The sequence below is a fragment of the Salinicoccus jeotgali genome, from assembly GCF_055379195.1.
On sequence record NZ_AP043830.1, the window covers coordinates 1,838,264 to 1,858,439 of the forward strand.

The window sequence follows — 20,176 nt, forward strand, 5'->3', positions numbered from 1 at the left end:
GATGATTGGAAAAGCGCCCATCCTTTTAGGATGGGCGCTTTCTTTGTATCCAACATGGTTCATCATTCCATTTCGAAGCGGTGCAGGAGTTGGGCGTTGATTGCGACGATGATCGTACTCAAACTCATCAGTATCGCACCGACAGCTGGGCTCAGTACAATGCCCCATGGTGCGAGCACTCCTGCTGCCAATGGAATCGCAAATACGTTGTAACCCGTTGCCCATATCAGGTTCTGGACCATTTTATTGAAAGTTTTCTTAGACAGGCTGAATATACCGAGAATATCTTTTGGATTACTCTCAACCAGTATGATGTCTGCACTGTCCATTGCAATATCGGTGCCTGCGCCTACCGCAATGCCGACATCCGCCTCGGTCAACGCAGGTGCGTCATTGATGCCGTCCCCCGTCATTGCGACGACCAACCCGCGCTCTTTGATTTCCGTTATTTTCTTGGCTTTTTCATCCGGCAGCACTTCTGCATAGACTTCATCGATGCCAATCTGCTGTGCTACGTAATCCGCCACTTTTTGGTTATCTCCGGTGAGCATCATGGCTTTTATATTACGTTTGTGCAATTGATCGATCGTTTCTTTTGCACTTTCCTTTATCTTGTCCGCTAAAGCGATTGCGCCTGCCAACGACTCATCGATGACTAGAAATACAACCGTTTTACCTTGGCTCGACCAAGTATTGAAATTGTCATCATCAAATTCCATTTTCTGTTCCTTAATATATCCGGGGCTCACGACCTTCACATTTTTGCCGTCGATTGTCCCTTCAATTCCTACACCCGTTATGGAATTGAAATCCTTCATTTCGTACAGATCGAGTTCCCTCTTTGATGCTTCGTCGATTATGCCTCTAGCAATCGGGTGCTCCGAATCATTTTCTGCAGTTGCTGCGAAACTCAGCATCGTATCTTCATCCATGTCGCCGAATGTTTGCATATCCGTGACTCCGAATTCACCTTCGGTCAATGTACCCGTCTTATCGAATATTACAGCATCGATGTTCCGTGCCTGTTCAAATTGTGGTCTGTTGCGTATAAGCAATCCGTGCTTAGCGGACAGGGCGGTGGACACTGAAATGACCAACGGCGCCGCGAGTCCTAAGGCGTGCGGACATGTGATGACCATCACGGTAACCATCCTTTGGATTGAAGTATCAATGCTTGCTCCGATACCGATCCATACGAAGAATGTAATGATGCCAGCTGCCAAAGCGATATAGAATAGCCATTTGGCGGCCCGGTTCGTAATATCCTGCGTCCTCGACTTCGTAGCCTGGGACGCCTTCACCATTTCAATCACTTGATTCAAGTAGGAGTCATCCATCAGCTTTTCCACTTTGAGCGTGAGGGAACCTTCTTTATTGATGGATCCGCCGATCACTTCGTCATCAGTTGTCTTTTCAGTCGGTACAGATTCCCCTGTAAGCATTGACTCGTCCACTTGGGAAGATCCTTTAACGATTTTACCGTCCAGGGGTATCTTTTCTCCGGGTCTGACAAGCAGCAGATCGCCAGTCTGCAGATCATCCACCGCGACTTCTTCTACCTCATCGTCAGCAGAAATGCGGTTTGCGGTGTTCGGCATCAGTGAGGCCAGCGATTCCAACGCCTGTGATGCGTTGCTGATGGAGCGCATTTCTATCCAATGGCCAAGCAGCATGATCAACACCAGAGTCGCCAGTTCCCAGAATATCTGTTCCCCGTTAAACCCGAAGACGACTGCCATACTATAGAAGAATGCGATGGAGATCGCCATTCCGATTAATGTCATCATACCCGGTTCTTTTTCTTTAAGTTCGTCTATGCCGCCTTTAATGAAAGGCCAACCTCCATAGAAATAGACGAATGTCGAAAGCGCAGCTAAGATATACATGTCTCCTGGAAAGCGCCAGTCGACTCCCATGAACCCCTGTATCATCGGTGACAACAACATTATGGGAATCGTCACGACAAGTATTATGAAAAACTTCCTGCGGAATTCGGCCACCATATCTCCATGATCGTGATCGCCATGATTATGGCCACCACCGTGGTCGTGTCCGCCCTCGTGATCATGCGCATGCTTAGTGTCGTGATGATCATGGGATTCGTTATTTTGATCCGCCATTCCAATCACTCCTTCTATTCATTTCACTTTTATTATACCCTATATAGGTATTTATTCCAAGTGTTTTCTTAAAATATGAAGATCTAACTTGAGCCACTCAATCGATGCTCTTTAAACCATCTAGCCATCACCTACTATTTCTGGACGATTGAATTCGACCTTTTTTTCTATATAATCAATATTATGCATTGATATCTTTTTACTGCACCTATTTTCGGATAGCTTCGATGCTGACCTAATCCAAATAAACTTGAAGGAGACTCGTATAGTGACACGTTTTCTACTCAGCCTCATTCTGATGGGCATCGTTACATTGGCAATCTACTGGTTGCTCACCTCACTTGCGCCATCGTTCGGCAGTTTCGCCATACCGGTTTCACTGTTGCTCGGTATTACAATCGGATTCTATATCTACATCACCATCGATAATCGATTATAGCCGAGTGGAATCCCTTGCTTATTTCGTAAATCGGAATATAATAGGACTATTGATTTTAGAGAAATAGAGGGATTCAATGGAACAAAATATACAGCAGAAACCGGATTATCGTCTTATTTTTATATTACTTTCCGGTGCCTTCGTCGCACTGCTTTCCAACACTTTTTTGAATGTCGCCTTGCCATCCATTAAAAATGACTTTGACATCACGACATCCACTGTACAATGGGTATCCACTGCCTACATGCTTGTTAGTGGTATAGTCATCCCAACTACTGCTTTTCTGATGCAGCGCTTCAGTTCCAAAACACTATTCCTGGCTGCCATGCTGCTTTTTTTGACAGGTACACTTGTGGCCGGGCTATCGCCCGAATTCTACATTCTGCTGATTGGCCGGATGATCCAGGCGTCAGGCTCAGCAATATTGATGCCGCTCTTGATGACTGTCATGATTACGAGCTTTCCGCCTGCCCGCCGCGGAACGGCCATGGGCCTATTCAGCCTGGTCATGTTTTTTGCACCGGCCATCGGCCCGACCCTATCGGGATTCATCGTCCAAAGCTTTTCCTGGCATATGTTGTTTTTCATGATGGTTCCAGTGTTGCTTGTTGTTCTTACAATCGGATGGTTCAAACTCCCTAAAACAGAAACTAAAGATGCTATAAAGATCAATATTCCTTCAGTCATCCTATCAACGCTTGGTTTTGGCGGGATACTGTATGGCTTCAGTTCAGCGGGAAATGGTGGATGGACGCGTCCTGACGTCATCATCACGCTTGTTGTCGGGTTCATCAGTGTCTTCCTTTATGTACGTAAACAGACCCATATGGCACGACCGATGCTCGATTTTTCAGTCTACAAGTTTCCGATGTTCACCTTGTCCTCCATCCTCATCGGCACAATGAATATGGCGCTGTTTTCAGGCATGATCCTCATGCCGATCTATCTTCAGGATATCCAGGGGATATCGCCAATTGATACTGGGCTCCTGTTATTACCAGGCGCCCTGATCATGGGATTTATGAGCCCAGTCTCTGGTAAGCTCTTCGACATGTTCGGGCCGAAGCGGCTCGCAATCACCGGTCTCTTCTTGACTATCATAACCACCTACTTCTTCAGCCGGCTGACCTTCGACACCAGCTATGGTTTCCTGATCATGCTCTACTCGATCCGGGCATTCGGCATGACGCTTGTCATGACACCGGTGATGACCAACGGTATGAACCAGCTGACGCCAAAATTGACACCGCATGGCTCTTCCATCAACAGCATGTTGAATCAGGTATCTGGCGCCATCGGTACAGCACTTTTGATCACCATCATGCAGAACAGGATGAATGCAAAACTGCAGGGTGTTTCCTCAACTGACGAAGCTGTCATCAACCAGGCCATGCTCGACGGCATAAATTTCGCCTTCCTGATCGCCACATTGATGCTTCTGGTGGCACTAGGCCTGTCCTTTATGCTTAAGCGGGTCACCACGGATGAAATACTGGAAGACGGCATAACAAAAGCACGTCCAATAGAAGAGGATTAAAAAAAGCCTAGCCCGATGGGCTAGCTTTTTTCATCATCATGCTTTTGGACTCTTCAACCTGAATGATAGAAACAGTCCGACTATTGAGAGAAACGTCGCGAACATGAACGCGTAGTTTACCCCTTGGATCATGCCCTGCATACCTTCAGATGGCACTTGGGTATTTGTCATGATGGAGACAAGCAAGGCAGTCCCCACCGCACCCGCAATCTGGCGCATCGTGTTGTTCATGGCGGTACCATGTGGAATCAGCGTCGAAGAGAGCTGATTCAAGCCTGCCGTGGTGGAAGGCATCATCACCATCGAAACACCAAACATCCTGAATGCGTTGACCGTCGTCAAGTAGAGGAATGATGTCTCCGGCCGGATGAAGGTGAAGAAAAGTGACCCCAGGGTCACAAGCGATAGACCGATGATTGCCAGCCAACGGGCGCCGAATTTATCGAACAGCCTACCAGTGACAGGACTCATCCCTCCCATAATCAAGGCACCCGGCAAGAGCATCAATCCGGATTCTAATGCTGTAAAGCCCATCATGTCCTGCATGAGTATGGGCAGGAGCACAGCCCCACCAATCATGGACATGAAGACGATCATGCCAAGTGCTGTGGTCAGGGCAAAAATCTTGTTCTTGAAGACCCTGAATTCAAGGATTGGCTGTTCCAGCTTCTGCTGGCGTTTGATGAACAGATATAGGATTATAGCGCCAAAGCCGATTGACAGGAGTACAGGCGCACTCGTCCAGCCCGCACCTCCAGCGATGCTGAAACCGTAGAGCAAGCCACCGAATCCGAATGTCGACAGGATGATGGACAGCACGTCCAGTTTCGGATTCGTCCTTTCCGTAACGTTTTTAAGTATGAAGTATGCCACAATCAAGTCGATTATGACGATCGGCAGGATGATGAAGAATAATCCGCGCCAAGGGTACTGTTCTACAAACCAGCCCGAAAGCGTCGGACCGATAGCCGGCGCAAAGCCGATGACAAGTCCGAATATGCCCATGGCCTGCCCTCTTTTTTCCAGTGGATATATCAGGAAGATGATGGTCTGCATCAATGGCATGATGATCCCGGCACCGGATGCCTGCAGCACTCTGCCCATCAGCAGCACTCCGAAGTTTGGGGACAGCCCAGCAACCAGTGTACCGATACCGAACAGTCCCATTGCTGTGAAGAAAAGTGCTCGTGTCGTAAATTTATTGATCAAAAATGCTGTGACTGGAATCATGATACCGTTGACCAGCATGAATATGGACTGCAGCCACTGGGCCAGATCGGCCTCTATGTTAAGGTCCTCCATAATCGGTGGGATAGCAGTGGCTAAAAGCGTTTGGTTCAATATCGCAGCAAAAGCACCAGAGACAAGGACAGCCATCAATGGCAGCCGCTTGACTGTTGCACTGGGATGCTGTTCATTAGCCATTATTTATCCCTCTTTCATTGCTAAAACATAAAATAGTACTTCTGCCTGACGGCAAAAGCACTTATCGTCATCATGACATTCTACAGCGCAACGTCATTTTTGTAAAGCTGCGTTCCTGCTGATTTCGACGATTACAGACGCAGCTTTTACCATATTGTCAGTAGAGATGTATTCGAATTTCCCATGGAAGTTCTCACCACCGGTGAATATATTCGGTGTCGGGAGACCTTTATAGGATAGTTGTGAACCATCCGTCCCACCCCTTACCGGCTGGATAACCGGTTCGATATCCAACGACTCCATAGCTTCTCTCGCATACTCTACGATTTCCATACGCGGCTCGATCTTATCCCGCATATTATAGTACTGGTCGGCCATGTCCAAATGCACACGGCCCTCTCCGTACTGGGCCTGGAGTGCTTCTACATGGGATTCCATTTCCTTTTTCCGTTCCTCAAAGCGCGCTGCATCGAAATCCCGGATGATGTAGGTGGCTGTTGTTTCTTCAACGTCACCGGCGACATTGGTGAGATGGAAAAAACCTTCATAGCCTTCTGTATGTTCAGGCGTATCTTCCCGATCGAAACGGGTGATGAATTCAGCCGCCATACGCCCTGCATTGACCATCTTGTTCTTCGCTGTACCAGGGTGCACACTGTTGCCGATGAATGTAACGACGGCAGATGCTGCATTGAAACTCTCATACTGCAGCTCACCCAACGGGCCGCCGTCCACTGTATAGGCGAAGTCGGCACCGAACCGCTCGACATCAAAATCGCGGGGGCCCCGTCCGATTTCCTCATCCGGTGTAAATGCGACCCTTATGGTGCCATGTTCGATTTCAGGATGTTTGATGAGATGCTCCATGGCAGTCATGATTTCTGCAATTCCCGCCTTGTTGTCGGCACCAAGCAGCGTTGTGCCGTCAGTGGTCATCAGTTGATGTCCTATGTAACCCTCGAGTTCCGGAAACTCGGACACGGATAATACGACATCCTTCGCTTCACTCAGGACGATGTCCCCACCTTGATAATCGACAAGTTGCGGATTGACATTTTGGCCGGTGAAATCTGTCGCTGTATCCACATGAGCCAAAAAGCCGATTACAGGTGCATCTTCTACATTAGCCGGCAAAGTCGCCATCAGGTAGCCTTTGTCATCCACCTCGACATCGTGCATCCCTATTTCCTGCAATTCTGCTTCCAGTAGCCTGATCAGTTCCCACTGTTTATCCGTAGAGGGCACACTTTTACTTGAAGCGTCCGACTGCGTATCGATTTTCGCATACCGCATCAATCTCTCTGCCAATTGTTTCTTCACTTTTCCCATCCCCAATCCTGTTTTAATGTTGTGATTGATATTTATATACCATTCCGGGATTACATCAAATCCGTCTTCAATGCCTTTTCCCTTGAAGATCGTTCACGGGCCAGGCTGATCAGCTGATCCAACAATTCCGGATAGGCAATGCCTGAAGCTTCAAGCAGCTTCGGATACATGCTGATGCTCGTGAAACCGGGCAGCGTGTTCACTTCGTTGACGATGACGGCATCCTGGTCGGTCAGGAAGACATCGACACGCGCCATTCCTTCACAATCCAACGCCCGATACACATCAAGTGCTGTCCGCCTTATCGCATCAGATGTCTGGAGTGGCAATTTCGCCGGTATTTCAAGAGCTGCCCCATCTTCATCCTCATACTTCGATTCGTATGAATAGAAGTCGGTATTGGCAACAATTTCACCAGGCACTGACGCTGTCAGTTCCGCATTACCTAAAACGGATACCTCGATTTCCCGGCCGTTGACCGCGCTTTCAGCCATCACTTTCGTATCAAATTGGAAAGCCAGAGCCACTGCTTTGTCGAATGATGCCTTATCGGTGACTTTCGATACTCCGACTGAAGATCCCTGGTTTACAGGTTTGACGAACATCGGCAGACCAAGCTGTTCTTTTGCGATGTCGAAATCGACATCTTCTTTTTCATCATATCGATACACCACCCAGTCTGCAACTTGGATGCCTTCCAATTTCAACAGGCGTTTCGTCATATCTTTATCCATGCATACCGCGGAACTCCTCACGTTGCACCCTGCATACGGTATCCCCATCATTTCAAGCACACCCTGCACAACCCCATCTTCCCCTGCAGTACCATGCAGTATCGGAAGCATGACATCAAAACGGCAGGCGCCTTTTTGTGAGTTGAACTGCTGTGACGGCAGGATGGATAACTGTACAGCATTCTCACCGTCCACCAATGCTTCAATTTCTTCATTGTGGTCAGCAAGCAGCCACTCGCCTTCTTTCGTGATGTGGATCAGGCTGACATCGTACTTTGTTTTATCCAAAGCTTCCAGCACGCTCGCAGCAGAACGCATGGAGACCTCGTGCTCCGTCGACTGTCCGCCATATAATATACCTATACTCATTTTTTCCATATGAACACTCCTCGTTACATTGCACTACATCATATTCTAGAATGACAATTTAATATTATCACAGAGTGCGTTCGACTTCTTCAATTTATATTCGATTTTAAAGCTGATGATACCATAAATTTACCGAATATATTGACAATTTATAAACTGGCTGGTAACATGGATGCATTATTGATGAAACGAGTGTGTTCTATGAAGATGTACACATCAAATCAATTGAATATTTTCTTTTTCAGCCATTTTAGATAGCGTCCATATGCCATTACGGATGTGGACGCCCTCAATCCAAGATGGCTATTTGAAGTGGATATTTCCACATTCGGCCATCGGGCAATCCGTATGGCTGGGCTACTCATACCAAAACCATCCGGATTTCCTGGAACAGGAGATAGGATGGTTTTTTTATTATCATATTAGGAGTGGATTATTATGTTGATTGGATATCAAGGTACAGAAGGGGCTTACAGTGCTCTTGCATGCAAAGCGTTCATGGGCGAAGCGGCCTACACGACTAAAGGATATGCAACGTTTAAATCTCTGGTCGACGACATGATGCGGGACGTGGTCGATTACATTGCCCTGCCTGTTGAGAATTCCACCAGCGGCCCCATTACGCGGACGATCGACCTTATGAAATATCTGGAGGTTAGTGCTGTGGATGAAATATACATCAAAATCGATCATGCCCTCATCTCCAGAATGCCGATGGACATAGAGCAAGTCCAGCATGTCTACTCGCACCCCGAGGCGCTGGAGCAGTGCCATGGCTACTTAAATGACCATCCGACAATCAAACCCCACCAATATTCTGATACGGCAGAAGCGGTACAGATGGTTAAGCATGACGGGGACGACACTATGGCCGCCATAGCTGGAGCCCATGCGGCTGCACTCTATAATATGCACATCATCAGCGAAAACATCAGCGATAATCCCCTGAACACAACCCGCTTCCTAATTTTCAGGAAAGGGCGGATTCAGGACGCTGGTGGAGACAAGACTTCCCTCTATATCGAAACGAATCATAGTGCCGGCTCTCTAAACGAGATTCTGAACATATTCAGCACGCACGGCATCAACCTATTGAACCTCACTTCCAGGCCCATCCAACATAAACCGTTCTCCTATGGCTTCTTCATCGATGTCGAGACCGGTACGGGTGATGTACTAAATCGTGCACTGCATGATGTAGGGAAAGCGGGCAGATACATCAACATGCTTGGAGCCTACAGTAAAGGCGCGGTCCCCTGTTATGGGGACATTCAGTTCTGATCGAGTCATTTTTATAGTATAATCGGAGGGAATACAAGAAAGAAGGACTACATATGAAACAAAATAATGCAGAACGTCTCATCATCATATCGATTGTTGGCGCCATCGCCTTTGCTGTACTCGGTATCGTGTGGGGTATCATCGCAAAAAGCCAGATGATACAGTTCGACGGGTACTACTCGTTCATCAGTGTCATCTTGTCATTCATCTCCATGATTGCACTGCGGTTCATCAAAAAAGAAGATCCAGAGCGGTTTCCCTTCGGCAAGGAAAGCTTCATCCCATTGACGATCGTCATCAAATACTTCGGCATCCTTGTGCTGATCGTCATTTCGCTTGTACAGGCACTGGCCACTTTAGTTACGGGTGGAAATGAAGTCGCCATGTCGTCAGGTGTCATCTACGCATTCATTTCTACGGTCGGATGTTTCATCGCCTATTTCTATTTCAGGAAGTATGGCAAGGATAGTGAATTGATTGCGGCGGAAATGAACCAATGGCATATGGATGCATTGCTCAGCCTTGGTGTCTTCGTCGGTTTCATCATAGGTTGGGGCCTTGCATTTACACCACTTGATTTCATTGTGCCGTTTGTAGATCCACTGATGGTGCTGTTGGTAGCCGGCTATTTCATAAAGGTACCGCTGTCGGAAATGTATGGTGCATTGAGGGAGTTGCTTGAGATGGCGCCTGAACATGTCATTTCACAAGAAGTGGCTGGTCATGTGGCTGAACTCGGCAACACCTATTCTTTTGATTCCTATGATATGCGCCTCCAGAAAATGGGAAGTAAGCTATACATAGAAATCGATTATGTCGTTCCCCAGGGCAACCCAATCGACATCAGAACTATGGATCATATACGTTATCAGCTCAAAGAACGACTTCAAGAACTGCCTTTGAACCTTTGGACTACAATCGTCTTCACGCACGAGAAGCGTGGATGAAAAGCTAAAACGCCGGATGACTCTCAGTCATCCGGCGTTTTTTCAACCTTTCCTGTAACGCACCTTGTAGTACAGGTAATATAGGCTTGGTGTGGCGATCAGCGATAGGACAGTCGAGAATGCGATGCCTGCAATAACGGTTACAGCCAACGGCACGAACAGTACATCGCCTGAGAGTGCGACCGGTGTCAGGGCGATGATGCTCGTAAGCGTCGTCAGCGCAATCGGTTTGAACCGTGCCCGCCCGCTGTCATAGATTGCCTCTTCTATAGCGAAGGTTCCACTCTTACGCCTTGCTTCTATGAAATCAAGCAATACGACGGAGTTCCTGACGACGATACCGGATAGTGATACCATCCCCATTACACCGAGGAAACTGATTGGTGTCTGTGTTACGAATAGACCGATGATGCCCCCACTGATGGCCAGGAATATACTGAATACTATAATCAGCGGCATGACGATCGAATTGAATTCAATTGCGATAACCAGATACACCAGTACCAGTATGACCGCAAATAATATTCCGATTTCCACGAAGAAGTCGGTCTGGTCAGATGTTTCACCGCCGACGATAAGTTCACTTGAGTCGGGTAGATTTTCACTGAAAGAGGCTATTTCTTCCTTTACAGCCGCTTCATCATCGACATAGACTTTCAATTCTGCTGCCCGGTCCCCGTCCTGATGATGGATGTACTTATAGTCTTCCGTTTCCTCGACTTCAACAAAATCGGTCAGCGGAAATGTTTCCGGCTGCTCCCCTGTCATCTTGATGATGTCGACATCTTCTAGTTCAGAGGCATTCGAATATTTCAATGTTGTTCTCCGCTTTTCACCTTCTACGATGATGTCTTGAATCGGAATGCCTTGGGACAGCATATTCAGTTCGTTCTTGACTTGCGATACGGATATCCCGTCTTCTTCAAGCGCTTTGTAGTCGATACTGTAGTTGAGTGTCGGTACAGATTCACCGAGATTCGTCGTGACAAGCGCACCTTGTTCTTCAAGCGTTGTCTTCAGCTTGGTGGACTGATCCGACAGAAGCGACAAATCCTCTTCGTAGATTTCAACTGTAACCGGTGCACCGGCTGGTGGCCCCTGGACGGTGGTCTCCATGAATATCGTCGCTTCCGGGAAGGCCTCCCGCAGCTGATCTTCGTACTGATTGATCGTTTCCGAGGCACTGATCTGTTCTTTATCTATTTCCAGCGCCACCTGTGCTGTATTCGCACCGGACTGGTCAAGGGAAGCACCGAAAAGGTTCGGCAGACCTGTCCCTGTAAACAGCGATACCGCTTCTATGTGCGCCATTTCTGAAGTCATATAGTCCACGACTTCATTTGCATCATCATGCGTTTGATCAATCGTCTGTTCCTCATCGAATATCAAATCGACCGTCACTTCAGAGCGGTCTGCCTCAGGAAAGAATTCGAACGGTGTGAAACGCACAAGGCCAATTGATAGTATGCCGATGACAAGCACCGCCAGAAATGTGATCAATGGGCGTTTGATGATTGCGGGAAGAAACTTGTCGGCGTACAGGTCTCCGCCCTTTGCAAACAACCGGCCCAAAAGCCCCGGGTGAGTAGGTACTTTTTTACGGTTAAGAAGATAGCGTACAGCCGGCACGAAAGTCAGTGCCAAAACTGTGGACACGATCATTGTGGTGATCAATATGCTGGGGAGCGCTTTGATGAAATCGCCATTTGCCCCAGACAACAGCAGCAGCGGCATAAATGTGAAGACGATCGCGAGTGTGGATGAGATAACGGATGGTGCCACTTCCTTGATGCCGTTATAGACACCATTCAACCGATCATCCCCCAAAGTGAATCGGCGCTCGATATTATCGTTCACTACAATCGAATCGTCGACCAGTATACCAAGCGCGATGATTAGCCCGATGATGGATATCTGGTTCAGATCGACGCCGAACCATGGCACTGGAATGATGCCGATGATCACAGACAGTAGTACGGTAGCCATTACAGTTATTGAGCCAATCAGCGACAGTCCTAAAGATGTGCTCAAGATGACTGCGACCAGGGCGATGCCAAGGGACAAATAGAGGCCGACGAATATATCTTCTACGTTTTCGCGTTCTGAAGACAGTGTCGTCACATCAACCGTATCCGGTAATTCAGATATCCGCTCATCAACAACCGCCTCTACATCCTTTGATACAGAAGGCACATCCTGCCCCTTCGACAAGAAGACAGTAAAGGAGACGGCCCTATCCCCTTCATATTCCACTATATCTTCCGGATTGCCCATAGTTTCTTCTATGTTGGCGATTTCGGTCAGCGGCGTGCTTTCTGTGCCGATTCTGACTTGTCCAAGCACTTCAAGCGGTGTGCCATCTTCGAAGGATAGACGGATGATGTTTCCATCACTTTCCTCCTGACCAAGCGCGACAGGGTTCAGTGAAGCATTGATTTCGCTCAATATCTGATTTGGATTCACTTTGGCTGCCGTCATCGCTTCCCGATCCAATTCGATTTCAAATTCCTTGTCCGTGTATCCTTTGACGGTCACACCATCGATGCCATCAATCTGGGCGACTTCTCGCTTCAACTTCTCTATATCGCTTCTTATATCGTAGAGGTTTGCCATATCCCCACTATGGAATTGGTAGCTGAGTAAGGGAAAGGCATTGCTGATGGATTCAACTTCAGGTTCGGCTGCATTCTCCGGAAAACTGCCAGCCAGGCTTCCCATAAGATTGTTCACTTCATTCAATGCGGATTCGGCATCTGCCGAGTTGGACAGCTGCAAGTTGAGGACTGATATGTCATCCTGCGAAACGGAAGAGACATCCTCCACACCCGCCACACTGAATATCCGTGATTCGATGACCTCGGTAATACTGCTCTCGACATCCTGCTTGTCGGCTCCGGGCCATGCAGTAGTGATATTGATGATATTGACCTCAGTCTCCGGTATTTCCCGCTGTTCAACAGTCAGAAAAGTGTAGATGCCAAAGAGTGAAATGGTGATTATCAAAATGATGAATAGAAGGCTTCGTTCTAGGACCATTTCATAAATACGTTTCATTTTTCTGCCTCGTCTCTTTTTATGGTGGTATGATCATCATTCAACAGATGGACGTCAAGCATCAACTGTCGGCGTCAATCCATGTCGTCTTTTCTTCGTACGGTGTACGGGTTGCCTTTTTCTTCTCCACTTCAGGCTCCCCTAAAAAGATGACCCCAAGTATTTCCTCATCTTCCCTCAAGTTGAAGTATTCTTTGACGCCAGGGGTGTTATAGATTGGACCGCTACGCCATATTGCACCGAGCTCCAGGCTATGGGTTGCAAGCAGCATATTTTGTGAAGCAGCGGCAACAGCACAGACGTCTTCTATATATATCGCTTTTTCCTTGCCGCTTGGAGACAGGGCGACCACGATGACTGTTGGCGCGGCAAATGGTTTTCTGCTGATTTTTTCGATACGCTTTTGACCATTTTCGGATTCAGGATCGTCGACACGTCCCTTCGCCACTTCTCTCAGGACACGGGAGAATGGTCTTCTGCCTTCCCCACTGAGCACAAAAAATTTCCAAGGCTCCGTCATATGATGGTTCGGCGCCCAGACCGCAGCCTCCAATATCTTTTCGATTTTTTTCGGATCCACAGGCGCCTCTTTCAATTTCGGTGTACTACGCCTGTTTTTGATTGCACTCAACACATCCATTTTTTTAGCTCCTTTAATATGTATTCACTATAAAATTACAACTTGTTGGCTCAAGACTACCAGATTTCCCCGAATCTTTACATATTTATGATATCATTTGGCAATGACTTTATGAAAAGGGGGACTTCCTTTGATTCTGTTGCTCATCCTGGGCATATTTGCAGGTATGCTTGTGCCTGTGCAGACTTCTGTAAACAATCGCCTGTCGCACTTTACACATTCGCTCATAATGGCTTCGTTCTATTCATTTTTGACAGGTACATTGCTGCTGATTGGCCTCAATGTCGTCATGAATCCGGGGAAACTCTCGTTCGCTTTCTTATCGTCACATGACTTCTCATACATATGGTTCCTCGGTGGCCTGATGGGCGTCGTCTATCTGACCGGCAACATGATTCTATTGCCGAGGATTGGAGCAGCACTGACGGTGATTATGACGGTTGCAGGCCAAATGATCATCAGCCTCTTCATCGATACATTCGGCTGGTTCGATGCACCGCTCCAACCACTAGACATCAGGCGCATTACCGGTATCGCCATCATGATTATAGGCATCATATTCATGAACTATAAAAGAAAGTCAGCAAGACATGACGACAACCCTTCAAACATATGGCTCTTCTTTGGATTGATGACGGGCTCGATCCCTCCGGTGCAGACGGCAGTCAACAGTCTGCTGAGATATGAAGTCGGTTCCTTCTATATGGCGTCGTTGATTTCATTCGCCATAGGCACGCTGGCTCTTCTCCTGCTATCCCTCCTAAGCGCCGGACATCTTAAAGTGGCCCTTACAAACCAGGAAGGCGGACGGTTGCAGGCTTGGCATTTCATCGGAGGGGCACTCGGTGCCGTGTACATTACGACCAATATCATCCTTATGCCCCATCTTGGTACAACTTTGACCTTGATGAGCGTCATTTTTGGTCAGATGCTGACCGGTCTATTGATCGATCATTTCGGACTATTCGGCATACCACCCCAAGCCCTAGATAAGAGGCGGATTGCAGGTGCCATCATGATCCTCACCGGCATCATTCTTCTACAGATATAAAATTCCCCTTCAAAGCTTCTGCTATGAAGGGGAATGATGCTATTCGGTGCCTTTTCCTGACCCGTCATTATTCAATTTGTATACGAAATAACCGAATCCCCCTGCTGTAACCAATGCCATCATCTGTATCATGAAATCTGCCAAATTTGCTTCCATCTGCGTAACCCCTCGTTCTTTATTTTAGGAAATTATACCACATGGTTGGCCTGTGTAAATAGATTATTTGATTTATTTATAAATTCTTTATCAACCGCTTCCAAAGGTAAGATTTTTCAATATCATAAAACCGTGAAAATTTAGTTTGTGCCTTCTATACTCCCCTCTAATCAAATTACAGTTTTCGAATTTACAAGGCCGGCGTAACAGGCGTATAATGGTGGGAATAATACAGTAAAGGAGCAACACCATGAAGAGAATCATAATGGGCGGCGTCTTTTTTGCAGCAGGCGTCATCCACTTCCTGAAACCCGGAAAATTTGCCGGAATCGTCCCTGCCATAATACCGTTCAAAACCTTCATCGCTTATTTTACAGGTCTTCTCGAAATCATCTTTGGAATACTGTTGCTAGGCGGCAAAGTCCGCAATAGTCAACTGACCGCCATGCAAGCATTTTTATGGGCGGTTTTCCCGGCGAATATCTATATGTATACGCATCAAAGGCAACTTGGGTTGTCCCATCTCCCGAAATGGGCGTTGCTCGGCAGACTGCCGTTACAGAAACTGATGGTGGATATGCTTGGTGACATAAAAAAGTAGGACTTGGTCCTACTTTTCTACATTTCGAAGTATTTCCTTCATTTCTTTTGGATAGTCCGTCACCAGCGTACCCACGCCATGCCCAATAAGGTCTGCCGCCGTTTCCCAATCATTGACCGTCCACGCCCTTATCCTCTCCCCGATGCCACTGATCCGTTCTGGTTGTTCCAGTATCGCCTTCCAACTGATATGCAGGGCTTCGAGTGAATGCTTGCCCATATAATGCTCTGCCCGTTCCGGCACCTCTTTCGTCAACCACGCGAGACGCGCCTCTGGATGAGCCATTTTCATGCGTGCAAGACTCGACAAATTAAATGATGAATAGATCACCTTCTCATGACATCCATATGCTCCGACGATATCAAACACCCTTCTTTCAATCCCTTCATATTGTATGACATCCGTCTTCAATTCGATATTCAGTTCGACATTGTACCCCTCAGCCAACGCGAGCACTTCATTTAATGTAGGAATCTTTTCCTTTTTCCATACCTCCGGGTCGTAGTACTTGTAGTCGGAGAACGTGACGCCGGCGCTCACCTCCCTGAGTGTTTCCAATGTCATATCCCGGACTGCCCCATGGCCATCGGTTGTGCGCTTTATATCTTCGTCATGTATGACGACAACTTCCCCATCCCTACTCAAATGAACATCGATTTCCAGACCATCAATACTTGCGTCCAGTGCCTTTTTAAAAGCAAGTAATGTATTTTCCGGATAGTCGCCCATCGCACCTCTGTGCGCAAAAACTTTCGTCCACATCAAATCTCTCCTTTCCGCATGCTTCCATAAATTCGTTTTTCATATACAGTGAATACCTTACTCCATCGTCTGCACTTTTGCATGTCCAAAAATCCACCGGCCAAAGGGAGCGATAATGTTTGACTAGATACCATTTATGATACAGAATTATGATGTATAGTGAAATACGTTATACACTTCCCGTTTTCGGGAATAGTATAAAGAACACGAAAAATAAAAGGAGTGGAATTCATGAATCAACAACAGCTCGAAAAAGTAAGAAATGGAAAAGGCTTCATCGCAGCACTCGACCAGAGTGGCGGTAGTACACCAAAAGCACTGCTCGCATATGGCGTACAAGAGGATGCTTATTCCAATGAAGCTGAAATGTTCGACCTTGTACATGAAATGCGTACGCGCATCATCACTTCCCCTTCCTTCAATTCTGATCAGATTCTAGGGGCCATCCTGTTCGAGCAGACTATGGACCGGGAAATTGAAGGCAAGTATACAGCTGATTACCTTGCAGATAAAGGTATCGCCCCATTCCTCAAAGTCGACAAAGGCTTGGCTGACGAGAAAGATGGTGTCCAGCTCATGAAGCCGATGCCGGAATTGGATGACTTGTTGAAGCGTGCCAACGAACGCAATATCTTCGGCACAAAGATGCGCTCAAATATTCTTGAGCCGAATGCACAAGGCATCAAAGAAGTCGTTGAGCAGCAGTTTGAAGTCGCACATAAGATTCTCAATGCCGGCCTGATGCCAATCATCGAACCAGAAGTGAACGTCTACAGCGACAACAAGGAACAGTCCGAAGAAATATTGAGGAAAGAGATTGAAAAGCACCTTGATCAGCTCTCAGATGATCAGGAAGTGATGCTCAAACTTTCCATTCCTACAAAAGCAAATGCATATAAACCACTCATCGATCACGATAAGGTAGTACGTGTCGTTGCATTGTCAGGTGGCTATTCAAGGGATGAAGCCAATGAAAAGCTCCGTGAAAACGATGGCTTGATCGCAAGTTTCTCCCGCGCATTAGCAGCAGACCTCAACGTCAACCAATCCGACGAGGAGTTCGATAAAAACCTGAAGGATGCTGTAGATACAATCTATGATGCTTCAGTGAACAAGAAGTAAGATTCCAGACCCTCCTAATTAGGAGGGTCAAATCTTTTTCAAAATAAATAGCCCTTTCCTATAGACAAGATCCCTTTAATGATGTATAGTTACTTTAATAAGTCTTATAAGTACAACTCAGTATCTAATTCACATATTACAAATAGTAATCGTGATCTTAGCCGGTACTCTTTGTAATGTGTGAATTTTTTTATGTTTTCGCACTTAAGATATTATTAAATTTTTATTTGGAGGTCATTTATATGACACAAGGTACAGTTAAATGGTTCAATGCAGACAAAGGTTTCGGTTTCATCGAAGTTGAAGGCGGAGACGACGTATTCGCTCACTTCTCCAACATCGAAGGCGAAGGCTACAAAACACTTGACGAAGGTCAAGCAGTAGAATTCAGCGTTGAAGAAGGTCAGCGTGGACCACAAGCTGTTAACATCGTTAAACTTTAATAATATTTTAAGTAATATTTTAGTAGTTTATGTTAGTTAATGGAAACCCCATCTCATATGAGATGGGGTTTTTTTGTCTCTGATAAAATCAAGCCTCCTTGATCCCGATTCCAGATTCAAGGAGGCTCTGCACTACAAGTTGTCTACTGTTCTCTCAATTCATCATGTATTTCCGCAAATTTCTTCGCTGTATATTCACTCATGCCCCTATCTTCCACTTCTTCTACATATAAGCTGAGCATCATGTCTTTCTCATTCTGATCGTAGCCGATGAACCAGCCAGTCTCCTCCCCTCTTGCATCCTGCGAACTTTTATTTTCACTCGTGCCAGTCTTACCGGCAAATTGGGCATAATCACGTTCTGCATCATCAGGGTGGTTCAGCTTGACCACATCACGCATCGCCGATTCCAGATAGTCGAGGTCCTCCTCGGGCGCAATATCTTCAGCAAGTGTCTCCATCTCAGAGTCTGCCAAGACATGCGGCACGTGGATATCTCCTCCGTTGACTACTCCTGCATAGATTGTTGCAATTTGGATTGGGGAAATCAACAGTTCCCCTTGCCCATAGCTCGTATCGGCAAGCAGTATATCACTGTCGATTGTACCTTCATTGGAAACCTGACTTGTATAGATTGGATAATCCGTATCATATTCGTGGCCGATACCAAGATCTTTCATACCTTCAATAAAGCGATCAGAACCGATTTCAAGTGCAGTACGTGCCATATAGATGTTGTCGGAGTACGTCAGAGCCTTCTTCAAATCGAAGGATTCGTTCATCACATGATAACGGTTCACTTCATAACCACCCCACGAAGCATCCTTCTGCCAACCTTTCCCATTTATTTCCATATTGGCGTCGGGATCAAATCCGTCGGTGTTCATGGCAATCAGTGCAGTGAGCAGCTTCTGGGTCGAACCAGGGGACGCTGCCCGGTTAAATTTGTTGAGCAGTGGCTGATCTTTATCCGTTTCCAACTCTTCATAATCTGAGGTGGATATTCCGAACATGAAATCATATGGGCTCGGCGCGGGATAGCTAACCGCAGATAAAATATCACCATTATCAGGATCCACTGCAACACTCGCTCCAGAATCTGAAGATAGTTTACTATATACTGTCGACTGCAGGGTTTCATCTATGGTGAGTGTAATGTCCTCCCCATCTTCTGCCTTTTCATCGAATAACGTTTCAATTACATTACCTGCGTCATCGACTATTGAAATGGTGTAGCCCCTTTTTGGCTTGAGTCGTTCTTCATAAAGCTGCTCGAGTCCCCTCTTGCCTATCATGTCGCCCGTGCTATAACCTTCATTCTCTTCGATATCTTCTGCTGTTACAGGACCCACATAACCGATGAGATGGAATGCCGCTTCATCCAACGTATATTCCCTGGAAGGATACTCCCGGATGGATAAGCCGTAGGAAGCGAATTCTTCTCTCTTCTCTTCATTGAAGCGGTGTGCATCTTTAAGCGGAACAAATTGGCCTTCTTCTATCCATCCCTGCTCCGTGACATCCGTCAATGCTGACTCCTTCATGTCGAGGACATCCGAAGCTTCCATCACCTCCTCTTTTTCCGTCTGACCGGCAATATAACCGACCGTCTCCTTTATGCCATTTGACGCAAGGGGTGTGCCGGAACTGGCCAATATTTCACCGCGTTCTCCAGCTGTGAACTCCATCGCCACTTCACCATCATCAAGGTCCGGAATGATCATGTTTGGAGACCAGTCTATAAACCAATCATTTTCATCCTGATTGTAGACCAAGGGAATATCAAACTCGCGTTCTAAGTTTCCATATGTACTTTCCAGCACGAGCGTCCCCACATGTGACTTGACACCCTTCTTTTCAGTGTCCTTGGCTTCAAGCCCCTTCAATTTCACATTTTCGACTTTCAGAGATCCATATATATCGGCTGTTCTGCCGCTCACTTCCTTTTTCTCATAATTGTCTTTGGCTTCTTTTGTCAGAAGCGGATAAATGGCCTCATAGTCGCCGTTCTCAAACGCTTCCGTGAAACGCTCCACAGTCTCCTCTTCAGACTTTTGAAAAAAACCGGAAGCAACGAGCAGATAGGCCCCCACTCCTAGGGCGAGCAAAACCGCTAGCACCAGCCACACTGATTTCTTCATGCAAACTCTCCTTATTCCCATTTCC

General features: G+C 46.8%; 16 protein-coding genes. 8 read left to right on the forward strand and 8 right to left on the reverse strand.

The features are described 5' to 3' along the window. Window positions 1-62: 62 nt before the first annotated feature. Entirely contained in the window at window positions 63-2,120 is a 2,058-nt protein-coding gene (locus ACZ43I_RS09515; protein ID WP_344703994.1) for a copper-translocating P-type ATPase, read from the reverse strand. A 268-nt stretch (window positions 2,121-2,388) separates the two neighbouring features. Here ACZ43I_RS09515 and ACZ43I_RS09520 point away from each other — a divergent pair, with 268 nt between their 5' ends. Further along, window positions 2,389-2,559 (forward strand): hypothetical protein, encoded by a 171-nt coding sequence (locus ACZ43I_RS09520; protein ID WP_344703996.1) that lies wholly within the window; start codon window positions 2,389-2,391, stop codon window positions 2,557-2,559. 76 nt (window positions 2,560-2,635) lie between these two features. After that, window positions 2,636-4,096, forward strand: coding sequence for a DHA2 family efflux MFS transporter permease subunit (locus ACZ43I_RS09525; RefSeq protein WP_344703998.1), 1,461 nt, complete (start codon window positions 2,636-2,638; stop codon window positions 4,094-4,096). Between the two features lie 36 nt (window positions 4,097-4,132). On the opposite strand, the gene ACZ43I_RS09530 is transcribed toward ACZ43I_RS09525, so the two are convergent. From ACZ43I_RS09530 to ACZ43I_RS09540, 3 genes are all read right to left on the reverse strand, one after another. Next, a complete protein-coding gene (locus ACZ43I_RS09530) occupies window positions 4,133-5,521 on the reverse strand; it encodes an MDR family MFS transporter (protein ID WP_344703999.1) in 1,389 nt (462 codons plus the stop codon). Between the two features lie 93 nt (window positions 5,522-5,614). Continuing rightward, a complete protein-coding gene (pepT, locus tag ACZ43I_RS09535) occupies window positions 5,615-6,841 on the reverse strand; it encodes a peptidase T (RefSeq protein WP_344704001.1) in 1,227 nt (408 codons plus the stop codon). 59 nt (window positions 6,842-6,900) lie between these two features. Further along, the gene (locus tag ACZ43I_RS09540) at window positions 6,901-7,962 is read right to left on the reverse strand and encodes a D-alanine--D-alanine ligase family protein (protein WP_344704003.1); all 1,062 of its coding nucleotides are present in this window, start codon (window positions 7,960-7,962) and stop codon (window positions 6,901-6,903) included. A 429-nt stretch (window positions 7,963-8,391) separates the two neighbouring features. Between ACZ43I_RS09540 and ACZ43I_RS09545 the strand changes: the two genes are divergently transcribed. Together ACZ43I_RS09545 and ACZ43I_RS09550 are read left to right on the forward strand one after the other, a co-directional pair. Then, window positions 8,392-9,234 carry a prephenate dehydratase gene (locus tag ACZ43I_RS09545; RefSeq protein WP_344704005.1) on the forward strand — a complete coding sequence of 281 codons (843 nt, stop codon included), beginning with the start codon at window positions 8,392-8,394 and terminating at the stop codon, window positions 9,232-9,234. A 53-nt stretch (window positions 9,235-9,287) separates the two neighbouring features. Next, complete coding sequence (locus ACZ43I_RS09550) at window positions 9,288-10,181, forward strand: cation diffusion facilitator family transporter (RefSeq protein ID WP_344704007.1); 894 nt, start codon at window positions 9,288-9,290, stop codon at window positions 10,179-10,181. A gap of 42 nt (window positions 10,182-10,223) precedes the next feature. On the opposite strand, the gene ACZ43I_RS09555 is transcribed toward ACZ43I_RS09550, so the two are convergent. Beyond that, window positions 10,224-13,235, reverse strand: coding sequence for an efflux RND transporter permease subunit (locus ACZ43I_RS09555; protein ID WP_344704009.1), 3,012 nt, complete (start codon window positions 13,233-13,235; stop codon window positions 10,224-10,226). A gap of 61 nt (window positions 13,236-13,296) precedes the next feature. Next, window positions 13,297-13,875 carry a nitroreductase family protein gene (locus ACZ43I_RS09560; RefSeq protein ID WP_344704011.1) on the reverse strand — a complete coding sequence of 193 codons (579 nt, stop codon included), beginning with the start codon at window positions 13,873-13,875 and terminating at the stop codon, window positions 13,297-13,299. Between the two features lie 130 nt (window positions 13,876-14,005). Here ACZ43I_RS09560 and ACZ43I_RS09565 point away from each other — a divergent pair, with 130 nt between their 5' ends. Together ACZ43I_RS09565 and ACZ43I_RS09570 are read left to right on the forward strand one after the other, a co-directional pair. Then, window positions 14,006-14,926: a DMT family transporter gene (locus ACZ43I_RS09565; protein ID WP_344704013.1), complete on the forward strand. Its 921-nt coding sequence runs from the start codon at window positions 14,006-14,008 to the stop codon at window positions 14,924-14,926. 406 nt (window positions 14,927-15,332) lie between these two features. Then, window positions 15,333-15,683: a DoxX family protein gene (locus tag ACZ43I_RS09570; protein WP_344704016.1), complete on the forward strand. Its 351-nt coding sequence runs from the start codon at window positions 15,333-15,335 to the stop codon at window positions 15,681-15,683. A gap of 9 nt (window positions 15,684-15,692) precedes the next feature. Here ACZ43I_RS09570 and ACZ43I_RS09575 read toward each other — a convergent pair whose 3' ends face one another. Continuing rightward, window positions 15,693-16,445, reverse strand: a complete 753-nt coding sequence (locus ACZ43I_RS09575) for a glycerophosphodiester phosphodiesterase (RefSeq protein WP_344704019.1) — start codon at window positions 16,443-16,445, stop codon at window positions 15,693-15,695. A 231-nt stretch (window positions 16,446-16,676) separates the two neighbouring features. Here ACZ43I_RS09575 and ACZ43I_RS09580 point away from each other — a divergent pair, with 231 nt between their 5' ends. Both ACZ43I_RS09580 and ACZ43I_RS09585 read left to right on the forward strand, forming a co-directional pair. After that, window positions 16,677-17,567, forward strand: a complete 891-nt coding sequence (locus tag ACZ43I_RS09580; RefSeq protein WP_344704021.1) for a fructose bisphosphate aldolase — start codon at window positions 16,677-16,679, stop codon at window positions 17,565-17,567. 242 nt (window positions 17,568-17,809) lie between these two features. Next, entirely contained in the window at window positions 17,810-18,010 is a 201-nt protein-coding gene (locus tag ACZ43I_RS09585) for a cold-shock protein (RefSeq protein WP_031546097.1), read from the forward strand. Between the two features lie 143 nt (window positions 18,011-18,153). On the opposite strand, the gene ACZ43I_RS09590 is transcribed toward ACZ43I_RS09585, so the two are convergent. Beyond that, window positions 18,154-20,151: a penicillin-binding transpeptidase domain-containing protein gene (locus ACZ43I_RS09590; RefSeq protein ID WP_344704024.1), complete on the reverse strand. Its 1,998-nt coding sequence runs from the start codon at window positions 20,149-20,151 to the stop codon at window positions 18,154-18,156. Window positions 20,152-20,176 lie beyond the last annotated feature (25 nt).

What these genes read in the sequence shown, in the direction of transcription:
- ACZ43I_RS09555 (WP_344704009.1), bottom strand. Translation starts at nt 13,235, where the DNA reads ATGAAACGTATTTATGAAATGGTCCTAGAACGAAGCCTTCTATTCATC.
- ACZ43I_RS09580 (WP_344704021.1), top strand. Translation starts at nt 16,677, where the DNA reads ATGAATCAACAACAGCTCGAAAAAGTAAGAAATGGAAAAGGCTTCATC.
- ACZ43I_RS09525 (WP_344703998.1), top strand. Translation starts at nt 2,636, where the DNA reads ATGGAACAAAATATACAGCAGAAACCGGATTATCGTCTTATTTTTATA.
- ACZ43I_RS09590 (WP_344704024.1), bottom strand. Translation starts at nt 20,151, where the DNA reads ATGAAGAAATCAGTGTGGCTGGTGCTAGCGGTTTTGCTCGCCCTAGGA.
- ACZ43I_RS09570 (WP_344704016.1), top strand. Translation starts at nt 15,333, where the DNA reads ATGAAGAGAATCATAATGGGCGGCGTCTTTTTTGCAGCAGGCGTCATC.
- ACZ43I_RS09540 (WP_344704003.1), bottom strand. Translation starts at nt 7,962, where the DNA reads ATGGAAAAAATGAGTATAGGTATATTATATGGCGGACAGTCGACGGAG.
- ACZ43I_RS09545 (WP_344704005.1), top strand. Translation starts at nt 8,392, where the DNA reads ATGTTGATTGGATATCAAGGTACAGAAGGGGCTTACAGTGCTCTTGCA.
- ACZ43I_RS09530 (WP_344703999.1), bottom strand. Translation starts at nt 5,521, where the DNA reads ATGGCTAATGAACAGCATCCCAGTGCAACAGTCAAGCGGCTGCCATTG.
- ACZ43I_RS09560 (WP_344704011.1), bottom strand. Translation starts at nt 13,875, where the DNA reads ATGGATGTGTTGAGTGCAATCAAAAACAGGCGTAGTACACCGAAATTG.
- ACZ43I_RS09575 (WP_344704019.1), bottom strand. Translation starts at nt 16,445, where the DNA reads ATGTGGACGAAAGTTTTTGCGCACAGAGGTGCGATGGGCGACTATCCG.
- ACZ43I_RS09585 (WP_031546097.1), top strand. Translation starts at nt 17,810, where the DNA reads ATGACACAAGGTACAGTTAAATGGTTCAATGCAGACAAAGGTTTCGGT.
- ACZ43I_RS09515 (WP_344703994.1), bottom strand. Translation starts at nt 2,120, where the DNA reads ATGGCGGATCAAAATAACGAATCCCATGATCATCACGACACTAAGCAT.
- ACZ43I_RS09550 (WP_344704007.1), top strand. Translation starts at nt 9,288, where the DNA reads ATGAAACAAAATAATGCAGAACGTCTCATCATCATATCGATTGTTGGC.